The organism is Pseudomonas sp. Sample_11, assembly GCF_004307505.1.
Classification (GTDB): Bacteria; Pseudomonadota; Gammaproteobacteria; order Pseudomonadales; family Pseudomonadaceae; genus Aquipseudomonas; species Aquipseudomonas atacamensis.
Window position 1 is genome coordinate 1 of the sequence record NZ_RCOD01000032.1, and the last position, 17,344, is coordinate 17,344.

At 59.5% G+C, this 17,344-nt stretch carries 15 protein-coding genes; 5 read left to right on the plus strand and 10 right to left on the minus strand.

Annotated features, from left to right (window positions below):
* From bamA to rpsB, 9 genes are all read right to left on the minus strand, one after another.
* Nucleotides 1-1,079: outer membrane protein assembly factor BamA (gene bamA, locus D8U60_RS08320; protein WP_130899903.1), on the minus strand; the 1,079-nt coding region annotated here is incomplete at its 3' end.
* A 74-nt stretch (nt 1,080-1,153) separates the two neighbouring features.
* Nucleotides 1,154-2,506 carry a sigma E protease regulator RseP gene (gene rseP, locus D8U60_RS08325; protein ID WP_122698407.1) on the minus strand — a complete coding sequence of 451 codons (1,353 nt, stop codon included), beginning with the start codon at nt 2,504-2,506 and terminating at the stop codon, nt 1,154-1,156.
* A 54-nt stretch (nt 2,507-2,560) separates the two neighbouring features.
* On the minus strand, nt 2,561-3,751 hold the full coding sequence (ispC, locus tag D8U60_RS08330; protein WP_130899904.1) for a 1-deoxy-D-xylulose-5-phosphate reductoisomerase: 1,191 nt from the start codon (nt 3,749-3,751) through the stop codon (nt 2,561-2,563).
* Nucleotides 3,748-4,554, minus strand: a complete 807-nt coding sequence (locus D8U60_RS08335) for a phosphatidate cytidylyltransferase (protein WP_073476058.1) — start codon at nt 4,552-4,554, stop codon at nt 3,748-3,750. The genes ispC and D8U60_RS08335 overlap by 4 nt, the downstream gene beginning before the upstream one ends.
* Entirely contained in the window at nt 4,554-5,309 is a 756-nt protein-coding gene (uppS, locus tag D8U60_RS08340; RefSeq protein WP_016771475.1) for a polyprenyl diphosphate synthase, read from the minus strand. Before uppS ends, D8U60_RS08335 begins: the two co-directional genes overlap by 1 nt.
* Nucleotides 5,310-5,323: 14 nt before the next feature.
* Nucleotides 5,324-5,881: a ribosome recycling factor gene (gene frr, locus D8U60_RS08345; RefSeq protein WP_130899905.1), complete on the minus strand. Its 558-nt coding sequence runs from the start codon at nt 5,879-5,881 to the stop codon at nt 5,324-5,326.
* Nucleotides 5,878-6,621, minus strand: a complete 744-nt coding sequence (gene pyrH / locus D8U60_RS08350) for a UMP kinase (protein WP_011332683.1) — start codon at nt 6,619-6,621, stop codon at nt 5,878-5,880. The genes frr and pyrH overlap by 4 nt, the downstream gene beginning before the upstream one ends.
* 208 nt (nt 6,622-6,829) lie before the next feature.
* Entirely contained in the window at nt 6,830-7,693 is an 864-nt protein-coding gene (gene tsf / locus D8U60_RS08355; protein WP_016771476.1) for a translation elongation factor Ts, read from the minus strand.
* 191 nt (nt 7,694-7,884) lie between these two features.
* A complete protein-coding gene (rpsB, locus tag D8U60_RS08360) occupies nt 7,885-8,622 on the minus strand; it encodes a 30S ribosomal protein S2 (RefSeq protein ID WP_003222119.1) in 738 nt (245 codons plus the stop codon).
* A 373-nt stretch (nt 8,623-8,995) separates the two neighbouring features.
* Here rpsB and map point away from each other — a divergent pair, with 373 nt between their 5' ends.
* The 3 genes from map (at nt 8,996) to dapC (ending at nt 13,943) form a co-directional block, all read left to right on the plus strand.
* A complete protein-coding gene (map, locus tag D8U60_RS08365) occupies nt 8,996-9,778 on the plus strand; it encodes a type I methionyl aminopeptidase (RefSeq protein ID WP_024011828.1) in 783 nt (260 codons plus the stop codon).
* Nucleotides 9,779-9,818: 40 nt separating this feature from the next.
* Nucleotides 9,819-12,521 carry a [protein-PII] uridylyltransferase gene (locus D8U60_RS08370; protein WP_041478131.1) on the plus strand — a complete coding sequence of 901 codons (2,703 nt, stop codon included), beginning with the start codon at nt 9,819-9,821 and terminating at the stop codon, nt 12,519-12,521.
* A gap of 222 nt (nt 12,522-12,743) precedes the next feature.
* Nucleotides 12,744-13,943 carry a succinyldiaminopimelate transaminase gene (gene dapC, locus D8U60_RS08375; RefSeq protein WP_130899906.1) on the plus strand — a complete coding sequence of 400 codons (1,200 nt, stop codon included), beginning with the start codon at nt 12,744-12,746 and terminating at the stop codon, nt 13,941-13,943.
* A 45-nt stretch (nt 13,944-13,988) separates the two neighbouring features.
* Here dapC and D8U60_RS08380 read toward each other — a convergent pair whose 3' ends face one another.
* On the minus strand, nt 13,989-15,620 hold the full coding sequence (locus tag D8U60_RS08380; protein ID WP_016771480.1) for a Na+/H+ antiporter: 1,632 nt from the start codon (nt 15,618-15,620) through the stop codon (nt 13,989-13,991).
* 284 nt (nt 15,621-15,904) lie between these two features.
* On the opposite strand from D8U60_RS08380, the gene D8U60_RS08385 reads away from it, so the two are divergent.
* Nucleotides 15,905-16,267, plus strand: coding sequence for an ArsC family reductase (locus D8U60_RS08385; RefSeq protein WP_038860603.1), 363 nt, complete (start codon nt 15,905-15,907; stop codon nt 16,265-16,267).
* Nucleotides 16,268-16,298: 31 nt separating this feature from the next.
* Entirely contained in the window at nt 16,299-17,333 is a 1,035-nt protein-coding gene (gene dapD / locus D8U60_RS08390) for a 2,3,4,5-tetrahydropyridine-2,6-dicarboxylate N-succinyltransferase (protein ID WP_003222105.1), read from the plus strand.
* Nucleotides 17,334-17,344 lie beyond the last annotated feature (11 nt).

Consider the following 17,344-nt stretch of genomic DNA (forward strand, 5'->3'; position numbering starts at 1 on the left):
TCGGACTTGGTGTTGCCACGGAAATTGATGCGGTTGACGTAGGCACGCTTGCCCGGATCGACAGCGAAGAGGATGTCTACAGTGTGGTCATCATCGTGCGGCTGAGGCACGCCGTTGACGTTGGCGAAGGTGTAACCCTCGTTACCCAGACGACGGGTGATCAGCTCGGAGGTGGTGGTCATCAGCTTGCGCGAGAACACCTGGCCCTTCTGCACCAGCAACAGCGACTTGATCTGCTCTTCAGGGACTTTCAGGTCGCCGCTGAGCTTGACGTCACGAACGGTGTACTTCTCGCCTTCGGTGACGTTGACGGTGATGTAGACGTGCTTCTTGTCCGGGGTAATCGATACCTGGGTCGAAGCGATGTCCATATTGATATAGCCGCGATCCAGATAGTAGGAACGCAGACGCTCCAGGTCACCGGAGAGTTTTTCACGGGCATATTTGTCATCGTTCTTGAAGAACGACAGCCAGTTGGTGGTTTTCAGTTCGAACAGGTCGGTCAGGTCTTCCTCAGGGAAAACCGTATTGCCTACCACGTTGATGTGCTGGATGGCGGCAACGGTACCTTCGTTGATCTTCACCTTCAGACCCACGCGGTTACGCGGCTGCGAGACCACTTCGGTATCGACGGTAGCGGAGTAACGACCCTGGGCAACGTACTGACGCTGCAGTTCGTTACGCACACCCTCAAGGGTGGCGCGCTGGAAGATCTCGCCTTCAGCCAGACCGGATTGCTTGAGGCCTTTCATCAGGTCTTCAGTGGAAATCGCCTTGTTGCCTTCGATTTCGATACTGGCGACCGAGGGACGCTCGACCACGGTGATGACCAGAACGTTGCCTTCGCGGCCCAGCTGGATATCTTGAAAGAAACCGGTTTTGAACAACGCACGAGTGGATTCCACCAGGCGACGATCATCCGCCTGCTCGCCGACGTTCAACGGCAAGGCACCAAAGACGCTACCCGCGGAGACCCGCTGGAGGCCATTGACGCGAATATCAGAGATAGTGAAGGACTCGGCGTGAACTTCGGCGATCATCAATACGGTGAGAACCGCAGTTAGCAGCAGACGTTTCATGAAGTCCTTTCTTATTCCAACTGGCAATAAACAAACTGCCGCAAAATGCGGCAGATTCGCAATTCAGCGAAGCGTTACAGTCGACCCAGATCGTTGACCAGAGCAAGCAACATCACCCCGACCACCAAACTGATACCGATCTGTATCCCCCAACCTTGCACCCGATCCGACAAGGGGCGACCACGCACCCACTCGATCAGATAAAACAACAAATGCCCCCCATCCAGTACAGGAATGGGCAGCAAATTCAGAACGCCCAGGCTAATACTCAGATAAGCAAGGAAATTCAGGAAATCAGCGACGCCCGACTGGGCAGAAGCGCCCGCCACTTTAGCAATGGTTATCGGTCCACTCAAGTTTTTTACCGAGAGCTCGCCGAACAGCATTTTCTTCAGTGAATCCAGCGTCAGAATGCTCATGGTCCAAGTGCGACGGGCACCCTCGCCAATCGCGGCCAGCGGGCCATAGCTGACTTCGCGGATCATTTCCGGCGGCCAGTCGATGGCTTTGACGCCAGCGCCCAGATAACCGCTTGGCGCTTTGCTTTCACCGCGCGCCGCCAGGGTCACAGGGACGTCGATTTGAGCATTGTCGCGCTCGATGCGCAGCATGATTTTGGTATCAGGACGCGTACGAACGGTATCGACCACCTGCTGCCAGTCATCGAGCGGCTGGCCATCAAGCGCCAGCAATCGATCGCCGGTTTTCAGCCCCGCCGCCTGAGCCGGGCCTTTCGGATCGAGTTCGGCAAGCACCGGCGGCAAGGCCGGACGCCAAGGACGAATGCCCAGCGAGCGGATCGGATCCGGCTCGTCGGCACCTTTCAGCCAGTTATCCAGTGCCAGCGTACGCGGCGATTCTGCCGTCGAACCCTGCTCGCGCACCAGCAATTGAATGGCACCGCTTTCACCGAGACGACGCACCAGTTGCAGATTGACCGCAGCCCAACCGGACGTTGGCTCACCATCAATCGAGACGATCTCCTGACCCGCGCTCAGACCCGCCCTGGCGGCGATGCTGCCAGACTCGACTGCGCCGATGACCGGACGCACCTGCTCGCTGCCGAGCATCGCCAGCACCCAGAAGAACACCAGCGCCAGCAGGAAATTGGCAATCGGGCCGGCGGCAACAATAGCAATGCGCTGACGTACCGATTTGCGATTGAACGACTGATCAAGCTGATCGACCGGCACTTCGCCTTCGCGCTCGTCGAGCATCTTGACGTAGCCGCCCAGCGGAATCGCGGCGACCACGAACTCGGTGCCTTGCTTGTCATGCCAGCGCAGCAGCGGCATGCCGAAGCCCACGGAAAAACGCAGAACCTTGACGCCACAGCGACGCGCGACCCAGAAGTGGCCGAATTCGTGGAAGGTGACCAGCACACCCAGGGCGATCAGGGTGCCGGCAATCATATAGAGCGCGCTCATCTACTTTCTCCGCAATCCTGTTCAGTGTCGCGTGTCGCCGTTGTGTTGCAAAAACTATCGGCCGTGCCGACTCAACCATTGCTCGGCCAGCAATCGCGCCTTCGCGTCCGCCGTAAATACGGCATCCAGATCGTTCAGCGCCACCACCGGCTCCAGATTCAAGACTTCCTCGATGATACTCGCGATTTCCAGGTAGCGAACCCGTCCGTCGAGAAACGCTGCCACGGCCACTTCATTGGCCGCGTTGAGCATCGCCGGCGCGCTGTCGCCAGCTTCGGCCGCCTGACGGGCCAAACGCAGACAGGGGAAACGGCTTTCATCGGGTGCTTCGAAATCCAGTCGCGCAATGGCGAACAGATCCAGTGGCGGTACGCCGGAATCGATACGCTCAGGCCAGGCCAGGGCGTTGGCGATCGGTGTGCGCATGTCCGGATTACCCAACTGCGCCAGGACCGAGCCATCGACGTAATCCACCAGAGAATGGATCACGCTCTGCGGATGAATCACAACTTCGACCTGAGACGGTTTGGCGTCGAACAACCAGCAGGCTTCGATCAGTTCCAGGCCCTTGTTCATCATGCTTGCCGAATCCACGGAGATCTTGCGCCCCATGGACCAGTTCGGATGTGCACACGCCTGCTCAGGCGAAACATTCGCCAGCTCGGACATCGGCGTCTGCCGGAAAGGCCCGCCAGAGGCGGTCAGCAAGATCCGCCGCACCCCCACCGAGCTCAAGCCGCGCGCGAAATCCGCTGGCATGCACTGAAAAATCGCGTTGTGCTCACTGTCGATCGGCAGCAGCACCGAGCCGCTTTTGCGCACAGCCTGCATGAACAGAGCGCCGGACATCACCAGCGCTTCCTTGTTGGCGAGCAGAATCTTCTTGCCCGCCTCGACCGCCGCCAGTGTCGGACGCAAACCCGCCGCACCGACAATGGCCGCCATGACCGCATCGACTTCAGGCGCGGAGGCAACCTGACACAGGCCCTCCTCGCCTACCAGCACACGAGTCGGCAAACCGGCTGCACGCAAGTCATCCTGCAAGCCGCGCGCTGCGGCCACTTCAGGCACCACGGCAAACTGCGGCACATGACGCACGCACAAGGCGAACAACTCACTGAGGCGTGTGAAACCACTCAATGCAAAAACCTGATAACGCTCAGGATGACGCGCAATCACATCCAGGGTGCTCAGACCGATCGAACCGGTCGCACCCAACACCGTAATCTGCTGGGGACGACTCACGGTGCGGCCATCCAGAGCAATACGGCGAACACCGGAATGGCTGCGGTCAGGCTGTCGATGCGATCCAGCACACCACCATGCCCGGGCAGCAGATTACTGCTGTCCTTGATGCCGGACTGGCGCTTGAACATGCTTTCGGTAAGGTCACCGACCACGGAAATGAAGACGATCACTGCCGCGCCGACCAGGCCTTTGAGCAGTTCGGCCACGGTCCAGTCGCGCACCAGCCCGACGATCGCGGTAATCACCAGACTCAGCGCCAGACCACCGTAAACACCTTCCCAGCTCTTGCCCGGACTGACCTGCGGCGCCAGCTTGCGCTTGCCGAACTTGCGCCCGGAGAAATAAGCGCCGATGTCCGCGCCCCAGACCAGCACCATCACCGCCATGATCAACCAGTTACCCAGCGGGTACTGCTTGATCTGCACCAGACCCTGCCACGCAGGCAGCAGGATCAGCAGGCCGATCAGCAGCTTGGTTGCCGCTGTGGACCAGTGCGCGCTGGAGCGTGGATACGTCAGCACCAGATAAGTCGCAATCGCCCACCAGATCACCGATGCACCGAGCACCCAAGGCGCAAGGCCCGGCAACACGTACATGACAAACAGCATCAAGGCGACCACAGCGGCAAAGCCGACGCGGAACGACTGTGCGGTGAAGCCGGCCAGACGCGCCCATTCCCAGGCACCGAGGCTCACCACCAGGCCGATGAACAGCGCGAAGCCGGCACCTTTGAGCAGAAAAAACCCACACAAGGCAATCGGCAGCAGGATCAGTGCAGTGATGATTCGTTGTTTAAGCATTAAACCCGGGCTCCAGCTTCGACCTGTTCGCTCGTTTTACCGAAGCGACGCTGGCGTGAAGCGAAATCGGCCAGCGCGGTGCGCATGGCGTCGTGTTTGAAGTCCGGCCAGAACAGGTCGGAGAAGTACAGCTCGGCGTAGGCCAGCTGCCACAGCAGGAAGTTGCTGATGCGATGCTCGCCACCGGTGCGGATGCACAGGTCAGGCAACGGCAGATCGCCGGTAGCCAGACACGTTTGCAGCAGATCCGGGGTAATGTCCTCCGGGCGCAAGTGCCCGGCCTGAACCTCACGCGCCAGACGTTGCGCAGCCTGAGCGATATCCCACTGACCGCCATAGTTGGCGGCGATCTGCAGGACAAAGCGGTTGGCACCGACCGTCATGGCCTCGGCCTCGCGCATCGCCGCCTGAAGCTCAGGGTGGAAGCGCGAGCGATCGCCAATGATGCGCAGGCTGATGTTGTTGTCGTTGAGACGCTTGGCCTCACGACGCAGCGCCTTGAAGAATAGATCCATCAAAGCGCTGACTTCATCGGCCGGGCGCTGCCAGTTTTCACTGGAGAAGGCGAACAGGGTCAGGACTTCGACCTTGGCCTCAGCGCACACCTCGATCACCGCCCGCACAGCATCCACGCCCGCTTTATGCCCGGCGACACCCGGCATAAAGCGTTTTTTCGCCCAGCGATTATTGCCATCCATGATGATCGCGACATGGCGCGGCACCGCGGACGGCGCAGTCTGCTTGGTCTTGTCCATTTAAAGCTCGACCCTTATACGGCCATCAGGTCTTTTTCTTTTTGCGCCAGGTTCGCGTCGATTTGAGCCACGTACTTCTTGGTCAGATCGTCGATTTCGCCAGCAGCGCGACGCTCTTCGTCTTCGCTGATTTCTTTCTCTTTAACCAGATCCTTCAGCGAGCTGTTGGCATCGCGACGAATGTTGCGCACGGCAACACGAGCATCTTCAGCCACATCACGCGCCTGCTTGGTGAAGCCGCGACGGGTTTCTTCGGTCAGCGCCGGCATGCTGATCAGCAACAGCTCACCCAGGTTGGTCGGGTTCAAGTTCAGACCTGCACTGCCGATCGCTTTGTCGACAGCACCGAGCATGTTGCGCTCAAACGCGACAACCTGCAGGGTACGGGCGTCCTTGACAGTGATGTTGGCGACTTGCTTGATCGGGGTGTCAGCGCCGTAATACGGCACCATCACGCCTTCCAGGATGCTTGGGTGCGCCTGGCCGGTGCGGATACGGCCGAAGTTGTGAGCCAGGGACTCAACCGACTTCTGCATACGCTCTTGGGCGTCTTTCTTGATTTCGTTGATCATTGTTGAACTTCCTCGATCAGGGTTCCTTCAGCGCCGCCGTGCACAATGTTCAGCAGGGCGCCGGGCTTGTTCATGTTGAATACGCGCAGCGGCATCTTGTGATCGCGGCACAGGCAGATAGCAGTCAGATCCATTACACCCAGCTTGCGATCCAGTACTTCATCATAAGTCAGATGATCGAACTTCTCGGCATGCGGGTCTTTGAACGGGTCTGCGGTGTACACGCCATCAACCTTGGTGGCCTTGAGCACAACGTCGGCGTCGATTTCGATTGCACGCAGGCAGGCTGCCGAATCCGTGGTGAAGAACGGATTGCCGGTACCGGCCGCGAAGATCACGACGTCCTTGGAGTTCAGGTGACGCATGGCTTTGCGGCGATCGTAGTGATCGGTCACACCGACCATGGAAATGGCCGACATGACGATGGCCGAGATATTGGCACGTTCCAGCGCATCGCGCATGGCCAGGGCGTTCATCACAGTGGCCAGCATGCCCATGTGGTCGCCCGTGACCCGATCCATACCGGCTTTGCTCAGGGCTTCGCCACGGAACAGGTTGCCACCGCCGATGACCAGACCGACCTGCACGCCGATGCCGACCAGTTGGCCGACTTCCAGCGCCATGCGATCCAGTACCTTCGGATCGATCCCGAACTCTTCCGAGCCCATCAGGGCCTCGCCGCTAAGCTTGAGTAGAATGCGTTTATAGCGAGCCTGATAACCACTGCCCTGCTGAGCCATTGCGAATCTCTCCTGCGGCGTATTTAAAATTCTTTGCGAGCTGTTTACAGCTGGCGTTCACTCTAGCTTGGCGCTGCTGCAGCGCCATCGGAACATGGCTTTGTAAGTCAGTTCCGGGTGGAAACCAAATAAAAAATTGGTACCCCATCTGAAAAGAGGCTGCGCGCGTTAGCGGGCAGCCTCTTTCGGGCGACAGTTGAAAACCGTCTTATTGCTTGGCGGCAGCCAGCTGGGCAGCAACTTCTTCAGCGAAGTTGTCGACCGGCTTCTCGATGCCTTCGCCTACTTTGAAGTAGGTGAAGGAAACGATTTCAGCACCGGCTTTCTTGGCCAGTTCGCCAACCTTGACTTCAGGGTTCTTGACGAACGCCTGCTCGACCAGGCTCGCTTCTGCCAGGAACTTGCTGATACGGCCCTTGACCATGTTCTCAACAATGTTTTCTGGCTTGCCTTTGATCTTTTCTTCGTTCAGCTGCAGGAACACAGCTTTCTCACGCTCGATCGCTTCGTCGGAGACTTGCGAAGGCAGCAGGAACTCAGGGTTGCTTGCAGCAACGTGCATAGCGATGTCTTTGGCCAGCTCGACGTCACCGCCTTTCAGGACAACAGCAACACCGATCTTGTTACCGTGCAGGTAAGTGCCGACAACGTCACCTTCTACGCGTACCAGACGACGGATGTTGACGTTCTCGCCGACTTTGGCAACCAGCGCTTCACGAGCCGATTCCTGAGCGGCGATCAGCGGAGCTGCGTCGGTCAGTTTTTCGTCGAAAGCTTTTTCTACGCTGGCAGCAACGAAGTTCTTGAAGTCGTCTTGCAGGGCCAGGAAGTCGGTCTGCGAGTTGACTTCCAGCAGCACGGCTGCCTTGTCATTCGACTTGATGGCGATTGCGCCTTCAGCGGCAACGTTGCCAGCTTTTTTCGCAGCCTTGATGGCGCCCGAAGCACGCATGTCATCAATGGCTTTTTCGATGTCGCCGTCAGCCTTTTCCAGGGCTTTCTTGCAATCCATCATGCCTTCGCCGGTACGCTCGCGCAGTTCTTTGACCAACGCTGCAGTAATTGCTGCCATTTTCAAATTCCTCTTGGATAGGTTTTCAACCATTCCACCCGATCGAACGGGCGTTCAATTCTTCCCGAACCACCCATGTTGGCTGCCGCACATGACAAATACAGACGTGGGCGCCGACAAATGGTTTTCGAGGTGGCAAAAAGGGGGCCAAGCCCCCTTTTTGCTTACTGAGTCAACGCCAGGGGCGTCGATTACTCAGCTGCAGCCTGAGTTTCTTCAGCTGCGAATTCTACAGTACCGCCAGCAACGTTGTTGCGGCCGCGGATAACTGCGTCAGCCATCGAACCCATGTACAGCTGGATAGCGCGGATGGCGTCATCGTTGCCTGGGATGATGTAGTCAACGCCTTCCGGGCTGCTGTTGGTATCGACAACGCCGATGACCGGGATGCCCAGCTTGTTGGCTTCGGTGATCGCGATGCGCTCGTGGTCAACGTCGATCACGAACAGTGCGTCTGGCAGACCGCCCATGTCCTTGATGCCGCCCAGCGAACGATCCAGCTTCTCAAGATCACGGGAGCGCATCAGCGCTTCTTTCTTGGTCAGCTTGGCGAAAGTACCGTCTTCGGCTTGAACTTCAAGGTCACGCAGACGCTTGATGGAAGCACGAATGGTCTTGAAGTTGGTCAGCATGCCGCCCAACCAGCGGTGATCGACGTACGGCGAGCCGCAACGTGCTGCTTCTTCAGCAACGATCTTGCCAGCGGAACGCTTGGTGCCGACGAACAGAATCTTGTTTTTGCCCTGGGCCAGACGCTCTACGAAAGTCAGAGCTTCGTTGAACATTGGCAGGGTTTTTTCAAGGTTGATGATGTGAATCTTGTTACGCGCGCCGAAAATGTACTTGCCCATTTTCGGATTCCAGTAACGGGTTTGGTGACCGAAGTGCACACCGGCCTTCAGCATATCGCGCATGTTGACTTGGGACATGATAGTTCCTTGATAAGTCGGGTTTGGCCTCCACGTATCCCAATGACCAACCAGAGGCATAAAGCCCAAGGCACCCAGGTCATCGTGTCGACACGTGTGTGGATTTAAGCTTTTCGGGGCATCCCCGGAAAGCGGCGCATTTTATACCACAGGGTGCGCAGAAACGGAACCCGGAATCTTTATTCGCACCAAGGACATGGGCGCAGCCCCCTTGGAATCGGCTCGATGGGCACCATTGTATAGACACAAGCCAGACATGGAGGCGCGGATTTGCGCCTCTCGTCTGGTAGAATCGCGTTTTTCAGGGTCGCAAAATGTACGCTTGCCACCCAATTCGTATCCGTAAGCGCCGCCGAGCGCAGAGAGAGCCTGTATGACCGTCAACCTCAAAACCCCCGAGGACATCGCTGGCATGCGTGTCGCCGGCAAACTGGCCGCCGATGTGCTGGAAATGATTGCCGAACATGTCAAACCGGGCGTGACCACTGATCAGCTCAACCAGATCTGCCACGACTACATCGTCAACGTGCAGCAGGCCATCCCTGCCCCGCTCAACTACAAGGGCTACCCGAAGTCGATCTGCACTTCGATCAACCATGTGGTCTGCCACGGCATTCCGAACGACAAACCGCTGAAAAACGGCGACACCCTGAACATCGACGTCACGGTGATCAAGGACGGCTACCACGGCGATACCAGCCGCATGTTCCACGTCGGCGAGGTACCGGTCTGGGCCGAGCGCCTGTCGCAGGTCACCCAGGAATGCATGTACAAGGCCATCGAGATCGTCAAACCTGGCTGCCGCCTCGGCGACATCGGTGAAGTGATCCAGAAGCACGCGGAAAAGAACGGTTTCTCGGTGGTGCGCGAGTTCTGCGGCCACGGCATCGGCAAGGTCTTCCACGAAGAGCCGCAGATCCTGCACTACGGTCGCGCCGGCACTGGCATGGAACTGAAGGCAGGCATGACCTTCACCATCGAGCCGATGATCAACCAGGGCAAGGCCGACACCAAGGTTCTCGGCGACGGCTGGACCGCGATCACCAAGGACCGCAAGCTCTCGGCCCAGTGGGAACACACCCTGCTGGTCACCGACACCGGCTACGAGATTTTCACTTTGCGCAGCGATGACACCATCCCGCGTATCTCGGCCTGACACCCAGAACGCTCCCAGCCTATAGAAGGAAAGCCAATCGATGCCGCAGGTGGATCCCGAACTCTTCGACCGCGGCCAGTTCCAGGCTGAACTGGCCCTCAAAGCGAGTCCCATCGCGGCGTTCAAGAAGGCGATCCGCCAGGCCCGCGAGGTTCTCGACACGCGTTTTCGCAAGGGCCGCGACATCCGCCGCCTGATCGAAGACCGCGCCTGGTTTGTCGACAATATCCTGCAAAAGGCCTGGGAGCAGTTCAACTGGAGCGAAGACGCCGACATCGCTCTGGTGGCGGTAGGCGGCTACGGTCGCGGCGAGCTGCATCCCTATTCCGACATTGATCTGCTGATCCTGCTCGACAGCGCTGACCACGAAGTTTTCCGCGACTCCATCGAGCGTTTTCTGACGCTGTTGTGGGACATCGGTCTGGAAGTCGGCCAGAGCGTGCGCTCGGTCGATGAGTGTGCCGAAGAGGCCCGCGCCGACCTGACGGTGGTCACCAACCTGATGGAAAGCCGCACCATCTGCGGCCCCGAGCGTCTGCGCCAGCGCATGCTCGACGTCACCAGCACCGCGCACATGTGGCCGGCCAAGGAGTTCTTCCTGGCCAAGCGTGCAGAACAGAAAGCACGTCACCACAAATACAACGACACCGAGTACAACCTCGAACCGAACGTTAAAGGCTCGCCCGGTGGCCTGCGCGATATTCAGACGATCCTCTGGGTCGCCCGCCGTCAGTACGGCACCCTGAACCTGCGCGCCCTCGCTGGCGAAGGCTTTCTGGTCGAAAGCGAAAACGCCCTGCTCGCCTCCTCCCAGGAATTCCTCTGGAAAGTGCGCTACGCCCTGCACATGCTCGCCGGCCGCTCGGAAGACCGCTTGCTGTTCGATCATCAACGCACCATTGCCGGCCTGCTCGGCTTTGAAGGAGACGACGCCAAACAGGCGGTCGAAAACTTCATGCAGCAGTATTTCCGCACGGTGATGAGCATCGCCCAACTGAGCGATCTGATCATCCAGCACTTCGAGGAAGTCATCCTCGCTCCGGAAGACGAGGCGCCGCCGCAACCGATCAATTCACGCTTCCAGCTGCATGACGGTTACATCGAAGCGCGCAATGACAATGTGTTCCGCCGCACGCCGTTCGCCATGCTGGAAATTTTCGTGCTGATGGCCCAACAGCCGGAAATCAAAGGCGTGCGCGCCGACACCATTCGTCTGCTGCGCGAACATCGGCACCTGATAGATGACAACTTCCGCAACGATATCCGCAACACCAGCCTGTTCATCGAGCTGTTCAAGTGCAAGATCGGCATCCACCGCAATCTGCGGCGGATGAACCGTTACGGCATTCTCGGCCGTTATCTGCCGGAGTTCGGTTTTATCGTCGGGCAGATGCAGCACGACCTCTTCCACATCTATACGGTCGATGCGCACACGCTGAATCTGATCAAGCACCTGCGCAAACTGCAGTACACCCAGGTCTCGGAGAAATTTCCGCTGGCCGCCAAGCTCATGGCCAAGCTGCCCAAACCTGAGCTGATCTACATGGCCGGTCTGTATCACGACATCGGCAAGGGCCGGCATGGCGATCACTCGGAGATCGGCGCGGTCGATGCCGAGGCGTTCTGCCAGCGTCACCAGTTGCCGGTATGGGACAGCCGACTGATCGTCTGGCTGGTGCAGAACCATTTGGTGATGTCCACCACTGCGCAGCGCAAGGATCTGTCGGACCCGCAGGTGATCCACGATTTCGCCCAGGCGGTCGGCGACGAAACCCGCCTCGACTACCTCTACGTGCTGACCGTGGCCGACATCAATGCGACCAACCCGACGCTGTGGAACTCATGGCGCGCCAGCCTGTTGCGCCAGCTTTATACCGAGACCAAGCGCGCCCTGCGCCGGGGTCTGGAAAACCCGGTGGATCGCGAAGAACAGATCCGCCAGACGCAAAGTGCCGCGCTGGACATCCTGGTGCGCGGCGGCACCGACCCGGACGATGTCGAGCAACTGTGGGCGCAATTGGGCGATGATTATTTCCTGCGCCACACCGCCGGCGATGTAGCCTGGCACAGCGATGCGATCCTGCAGCAACCGGTTGATGGCGGGCCGCTGGTGCTGATCAAGGAAACCACCCAGCGCGAGTTCGAGGGCGGCACGCAGATCTTCATTTATGCACCGGACCAGCACGATTTCTTCGCCGTGACCGTGGCGGCGATGGACCAGCTCAACCTGAACATTCACGACGCCCGGGTCATCACCTCGAGCAGCCAGTTCACTCTCGACACCTACATCGTGCTCGACAACGAAGGCGAATCGATCGGCGACAACCCCGCGCGGATCAAGCAGATCCGTGAAGGCCTGACCGAAGCGCTGCGCAACCCGGACGACTACCCGACGATCATCCAGCGCAGGGTGCCTCGCCAGCTCAAGCATTTCGCCTTTGCGCCGCAGGTCACCATTCACAACGACGCCCAGCGTCCGGTGACCGTGCTGGAACTGACGGCGCCTGACCGGCCGGGCCTGCTGGCGCGGGTCGGGGGGATTTTCCTCGAGTTCGACCTGTCGCTGCAGAACGCCAAGATTGCGACCCTGGGCGAGCGCGTGGAAGACGTGTTCTTCATCACCGACGCGCACAACCAGCCGCTGTCCGATCCGCTGCTGTGCAGCCGTCTGCAGGATGCGATCGTCGAACAGCTGAGCGTCAATCAGGAACCGGATATCAAACTTTCGCGGATCAGTATCTGAATCACCCGTTTATCCGTGTGAATGCAGCCCATGCCTTCCTCCGGTACATACAATCCCCTGTGGCGAGGGGATTTATCCCCGTTCGGCTGCGAAGCAGTCGTAAAACCTGTGTATGCGGACATTCAGTTGAACCGCAGTGAATGGTTTTGCGGCCGCTGCGCAGCCCAACGGGGATAAATCCCCTCGCCACAGAAAGCTCTTGAGCATTTAAAAGAGGCCCCCATGAACAACGCTCTGAACCAGCTCCAGCCGTACCCGTTCGAAAAGCTCCGCGCCCTGCTCGGCAGCGTTACGCCGAACCCGGACAAGCGCCCGATCGCCCTGTCGATCGGCGAGCCGAAACACCGTTCGCCGAGTTTTGTCGCCGAAGCGCTGGCGAACAGTCTGGATCAGATGGCGGTGTACCCGACCACCCTCGGCATCCCGGCCCTGCGCGAAGCCATCGCCGGCTGGTGCGAGCGTCGTTTTGGCGTGCCGAACGGCTGGATCGATCCGGCGCGCAATGTGCTACCGGTCAACGGCACCCGTGAAGCGCTGTTCGCCTTCACCCAGACCGTGGTCAACCATGGCGACGATGCGCTGGTGGTCAGCCCGAACCCGTTCTATCAGATCTACGAAGGCGCCGCGTTCCTCGCCGGGGCCAAGCCGCATTACCTGCCATGCCTGGATGAAAACGGCTTCAACCCGGACTTCGACGCAGTAGCGCCGGAGATCTGGCAGCGCTGCCAGATTCTGTTCCTGTGCTCGCCGGGCAATCCGACCGGCGCGCTGATTCCGGTCGAGACTCTGAAGAAGTTGATCGCCCTGGCTGATCAGTACGACTTCGTCATTGCCGCCGACGAGTGCTACAGCGAACTGTACTTCGACGAACAAACCCCGCCGCCGGGCCTGCTCAGCGCCTGCGTCGAACTGGGCCGCAATGACTTCAAGCGCTGCGTGGTCTTTCACAGCCTGTCCAAGCGCTCCAACCTGCCGGGCCTGCGTTCAGGCTTCGTTGCCGGCGATGCCGACATCCTCAAGGGTTTCCTGCTCTATCGCACTTACCACGGCTGCGCGATGCCGGTACAGACTCAACTGGCCAGCGTTGCCGCGTGGAATGACGAAGTGCATGTGCGCGCCAACCGTGCGCTGTACCGCGAGAAGTTCGATGCGGTGCTGAACATTCTCAGCCCGGTCATGGACGTACAGCGCCCGGACGGCAGCTTCTATCTGTGGCCGAATGTGCAGGGCGATGATGCGGCGTTCTGCCGTGATCTGTTCGAGCAGGAGCATGTGACCGTGGTGCCGGGCTCGTACCTGTCTCGCGATGTCGATGGCGTCAATCCTGGCGCCGGCCGTGTGCGCATGGCGCTGGTTGCGCCGCTGGCGGAATGCGTCGAAGCCGCCGAACGGATTCGCGACTTCATCACCCGCCAGAAGTGATCGCGGAGCGCTTGCGGCAGCCCCCTGCTGCAAGCGCTCAAGCGGTTATTTGACCTGCCCCAGATTGGCCTCGCTCAAATCCAGTTCCCCCAGCACTTCTCGCAACACGTCATCACCGATCTGGTGCTGACGACTGAGGCTGTAGAGTTCCAGACGTTGCGCGCGCAGCGCTTTCAAGCGCAAACGCCGTTCAAGCAGATCCATCTGGAATGCCAGCGCCTGGGCTTCGGCGGAATCATTGAACACATCAAGTTGATGGCGATATTCGGACATGATCCGCGCCTTGAGCTCTGCTGCCAGCGCCGCTTGAGCGGCATCCTGTGGGACCACCTCTTCGCTTTCCAGCGAGTGAATCGCCGCTTCGGCAGTTTTGCGCCAAGCGTCGCGCACTTCCTGGCGACGCTTGTCGTCAGGACTTTTGTCGATGCCGCGCAGCAGCAAGGGCAGCGCGATACAGGCCGAGACCAGCGACAGCAGAATCACCCCGGCCGCGATGAAAATCAGCAAGTCGCGCTCAGGAAAAGCCTCGGCGCCGATCAGCATCGGTACCGACATCACGCCCGCCAGCGTCACCGCCCCGCGCACACCGCCCACCGTCAGCAACCAGCATGAACGCGCCGTCGGCACTTGCGTCAGCTCACCCTTGCCGCGCAGTCGGCGCAGCAACACCGACAAGCGCCAGATGCTCTGCACCCAGATGAACCGCAGCAGCACCAGGGCGACGAAGATCGCCAACACATCGAGGCAGCGATAGAACAGCGTCGGCCACAGCGTCGGCTCATGGCTGACCACCGCCTTGATGATGTCTGGCAATTGCAGGCCAAGCAGCAGGAAGATCAAGCCATTGAACGCAAATTCGAGCAGCGCCCAAACGCTGCGGTTGAGCAGTCGCGTGCTGGTCTGGCGTGGCAGCAGATCGAGCCAGCTCTGCATCATCCCCGCTGCCACCGCCGAGAGAATCCCTGAAGCGCCCAAACGTTCGGCCAGTACATAAGCGGCGAACGGCAGCAGCAACATGAACACCACATGCGTGGCCGGATCGTCCCAGCCACGGGCGATCATCCACGCGCGCAGGCGTCCGACCAGCCAGCTCAACGCTACACCGACCGCCAGGCCACCGAGCGCCACCGCGACGAAGGTCAGACTGGCATTGGTCAACGAGAACACCCCCGTGACCGCTGCAGCGAGGGCGAACTTGAAGGTCACCAGGCCTGAGGCGTCATTCATCAGCGCCTCGCCCTGAAGGATGTGCATCAGCGGCGTCGGGAGACGGTTCTGCGAAATCGCTGAAACCGCCACGGCGTCCGTTGGCGACAAAACCGCTGCCAGGGCAAAGGCCACCGGCAACGGAATCGTTGGCAATAGCCAATGAATGAAATAACCGGCGCCGACCACGGTAAACAGAACAAGGCCGACGGCCAGGGTCAGGATCGGTCCGCGCAATTGCCAGAAGGCGCGTTTAGGCATGCGCCAGCCATCGGAAAACAGCAGCGGCGGCAGGAACAGAAACAGGAACAATTCGGGATCGAGGGCGACGTGCAGGCCAAGCGTCGGCCAGGCGAGCAAGGCACCGGCAGCAATTTGCACCAGCGGCAACGGCAGCGGGATGACCCGCCCGACCAGTCGCGAGACGCTGACCAGCATCAGCAGGATGAGGACGGTGTAAGCAGTTTGCATAAAACCAGAATCTCAGGCGATCGACAGCGTTGAACTGCCATATTAGCGCCTTAGGCTGTGGCTGACCGTTGCACATACGTCGCAGCCCTCGCTTTTGTAGGAGCTGCGGAACGCTGCGATCTTTTGATCTTTGAAAACAAGATCAAAAGATCGCAGCCTCGTTTCACTCGTCAGCTCCTACAGGGGTTTTGCATTGCCAAATCGACCTGAGGCGCCGCGAAACCGTCCGGTCATGGCATAATCCGTCACCATTTTTTTCCAGCACCTGTAAAGGGGGCGATTCCTTGGCCGTTTCAAGTAAAACGTTGCACCTTTTCGGCATCAAAGCCTGCGACACCATGAAAAAGGCGCGCACCTGGCTCGATGAACACGCTGTCAGCTATGACTTTCACGATTACAAGACCGCCGGCATTGACCGTGAGCACCTGACCCAATGGTGCGACGAGCACGGCTGGCAAACCGTGTTGAACCGCGCCGGCACGACCTTTCGCAAACTCGACGACGAACGCAAAGCCGATCTCGACCAGGCGAAAGCCATCGAACTGATGCTCGCACAACCCTCGATGATCAAGCGCCCGGTGCTCGATCTCGGTGACCGAACCCTGATTGGCTTCAAGCCAGATATCTACGCGGCTGCTCTGAAGTAAGCAGCCCGTCACTCTTTGTAGAGGTATTCACATGTCCAATTCCCTGTTCAGCATCGCTTTTGGTGTCGGCACCCAGAACCGTCAAGGCGCATGGCTGGAAGTGTTCTACGCACAGCCACTGCTCAACCCTTCGGCCGAACTGGTCGCGGCTGTTGCGCCGATCCTCGGTTACACCGAAGGCAACCAGGCCATCACCTTCACCACCGCCCAGGCTGCGCAACTGGCTGAAGCCGTGAAAGGCATCGACGCCGTGCAAGGCAAGCTGCTGACCCGCCTGGCTGAAAGCCACAAGCCGCTGGTCGCCACGCTGCTGGCCGAAGACGCGCAACTGACCTCCACGCCTGAGGCCTACCTCAAGCTGCATCTGCTCTCGCACCGTCTGGTCAAGCCGCACGGCGTGAGCCTGGCCGGTATCTTCCCGCTGCTGCCGAACGTGGCGTGGACCAGCCAGGGCGCGATCGACCTGAGCGAACTGGCAGAAATGCAACTCGAAGCACGCCTGCGCGGCGAGCTGCTGGAAGTGTTCTCGGTGGACAAGTTCCCGAAAATGACCGACTACGTGGTACCGGCCGGCGTGCGTATCGCTGATGCTGCACGTCTGCGTCTGGGCGCCTATGTCGGCGAAGGCACCACCGTGATGCACGAAGGTTTCATCAACTTCAACGCCGGCACCGAAGGCCCGGGCATGATCGAAGGCCGCGTTTCCGCTGGCGTCTTCGTCGGCAAGGGTTCGGACCTGGGCGGCGGTTGCTCGACCATGGGCACCCTGTCGGGCGGTGGCAACATCGTGATCAAGGTCGGCGAAGGCTGCCTGATCGGCGCCAACGCCGGTATCGGCATTCCGCTAGGCGACCGCAATACTGTGGAGTCGGGCCTGTACGTGACCGCTGGCACCAAGGTTGCGCTGCTGGACGAGCACAACAATCTGGTCAAGGTTGTGAAAGCACGTGAGCTGGCCGGTCAGACTGATCTGCTGTTCCGTCGCAATTCGGAAACCGGTGCTGTGGAATGCAAGACCCACAAATCGGCGATCGAACTGAACGAAGCGCTGCACGCTCACAACTAAGCAGCACATCG

What these genes read in the sequence shown, in the direction of transcription:
- rseP (WP_122698407.1), bottom strand. Translation starts at nt 2,506, where the DNA reads ATGAGCGCGCTCTATATGATTGCCGGCACCCTGATCGCCCTGGGTGTG.
- D8U60_RS08335 (WP_073476058.1), bottom strand. Translation starts at nt 4,554, where the DNA reads ATGCTTAAACAACGAATCATCACTGCACTGATCCTGCTGCCGATTGCC.
- uppS (WP_016771475.1), bottom strand. Translation starts at nt 5,309, where the DNA reads ATGGACAAGACCAAGCAGACTGCGCCGTCCGCGGTGCCGCGCCATGTC.
- frr (WP_130899905.1), bottom strand. Translation starts at nt 5,881, where the DNA reads ATGATCAACGAAATCAAGAAAGACGCCCAAGAGCGTATGCAGAAGTCG.
- pyrH (WP_011332683.1), bottom strand. Translation starts at nt 6,621, where the DNA reads ATGGCTCAGCAGGGCAGTGGTTATCAGGCTCGCTATAAACGCATTCTA.
- tsf (WP_016771476.1), bottom strand. Translation starts at nt 7,693, where the DNA reads ATGGCAGCAATTACTGCAGCGTTGGTCAAAGAACTGCGCGAGCGTACC.
- rpsB (WP_003222119.1), bottom strand. Translation starts at nt 8,622, where the DNA reads ATGTCCCAAGTCAACATGCGCGATATGCTGAAGGCCGGTGTGCACTTC.
- map (WP_024011828.1), top strand. Translation starts at nt 8,996, where the DNA reads ATGACCGTCAACCTCAAAACCCCCGAGGACATCGCTGGCATGCGTGTC.
- D8U60_RS08370 (WP_041478131.1), top strand. Translation starts at nt 9,819, where the DNA reads ATGCCGCAGGTGGATCCCGAACTCTTCGACCGCGGCCAGTTCCAGGCT.
- dapC (WP_130899906.1), top strand. Translation starts at nt 12,744, where the DNA reads ATGAACAACGCTCTGAACCAGCTCCAGCCGTACCCGTTCGAAAAGCTC.
- D8U60_RS08380 (WP_016771480.1), bottom strand. Translation starts at nt 15,620, where the DNA reads ATGCAAACTGCTTACACCGTCCTCATCCTGCTGATGCTGGTCAGCGTC.
- dapD (WP_003222105.1), top strand. Translation starts at nt 16,299, where the DNA reads ATGTCCAATTCCCTGTTCAGCATCGCTTTTGGTGTCGGCACCCAGAAC.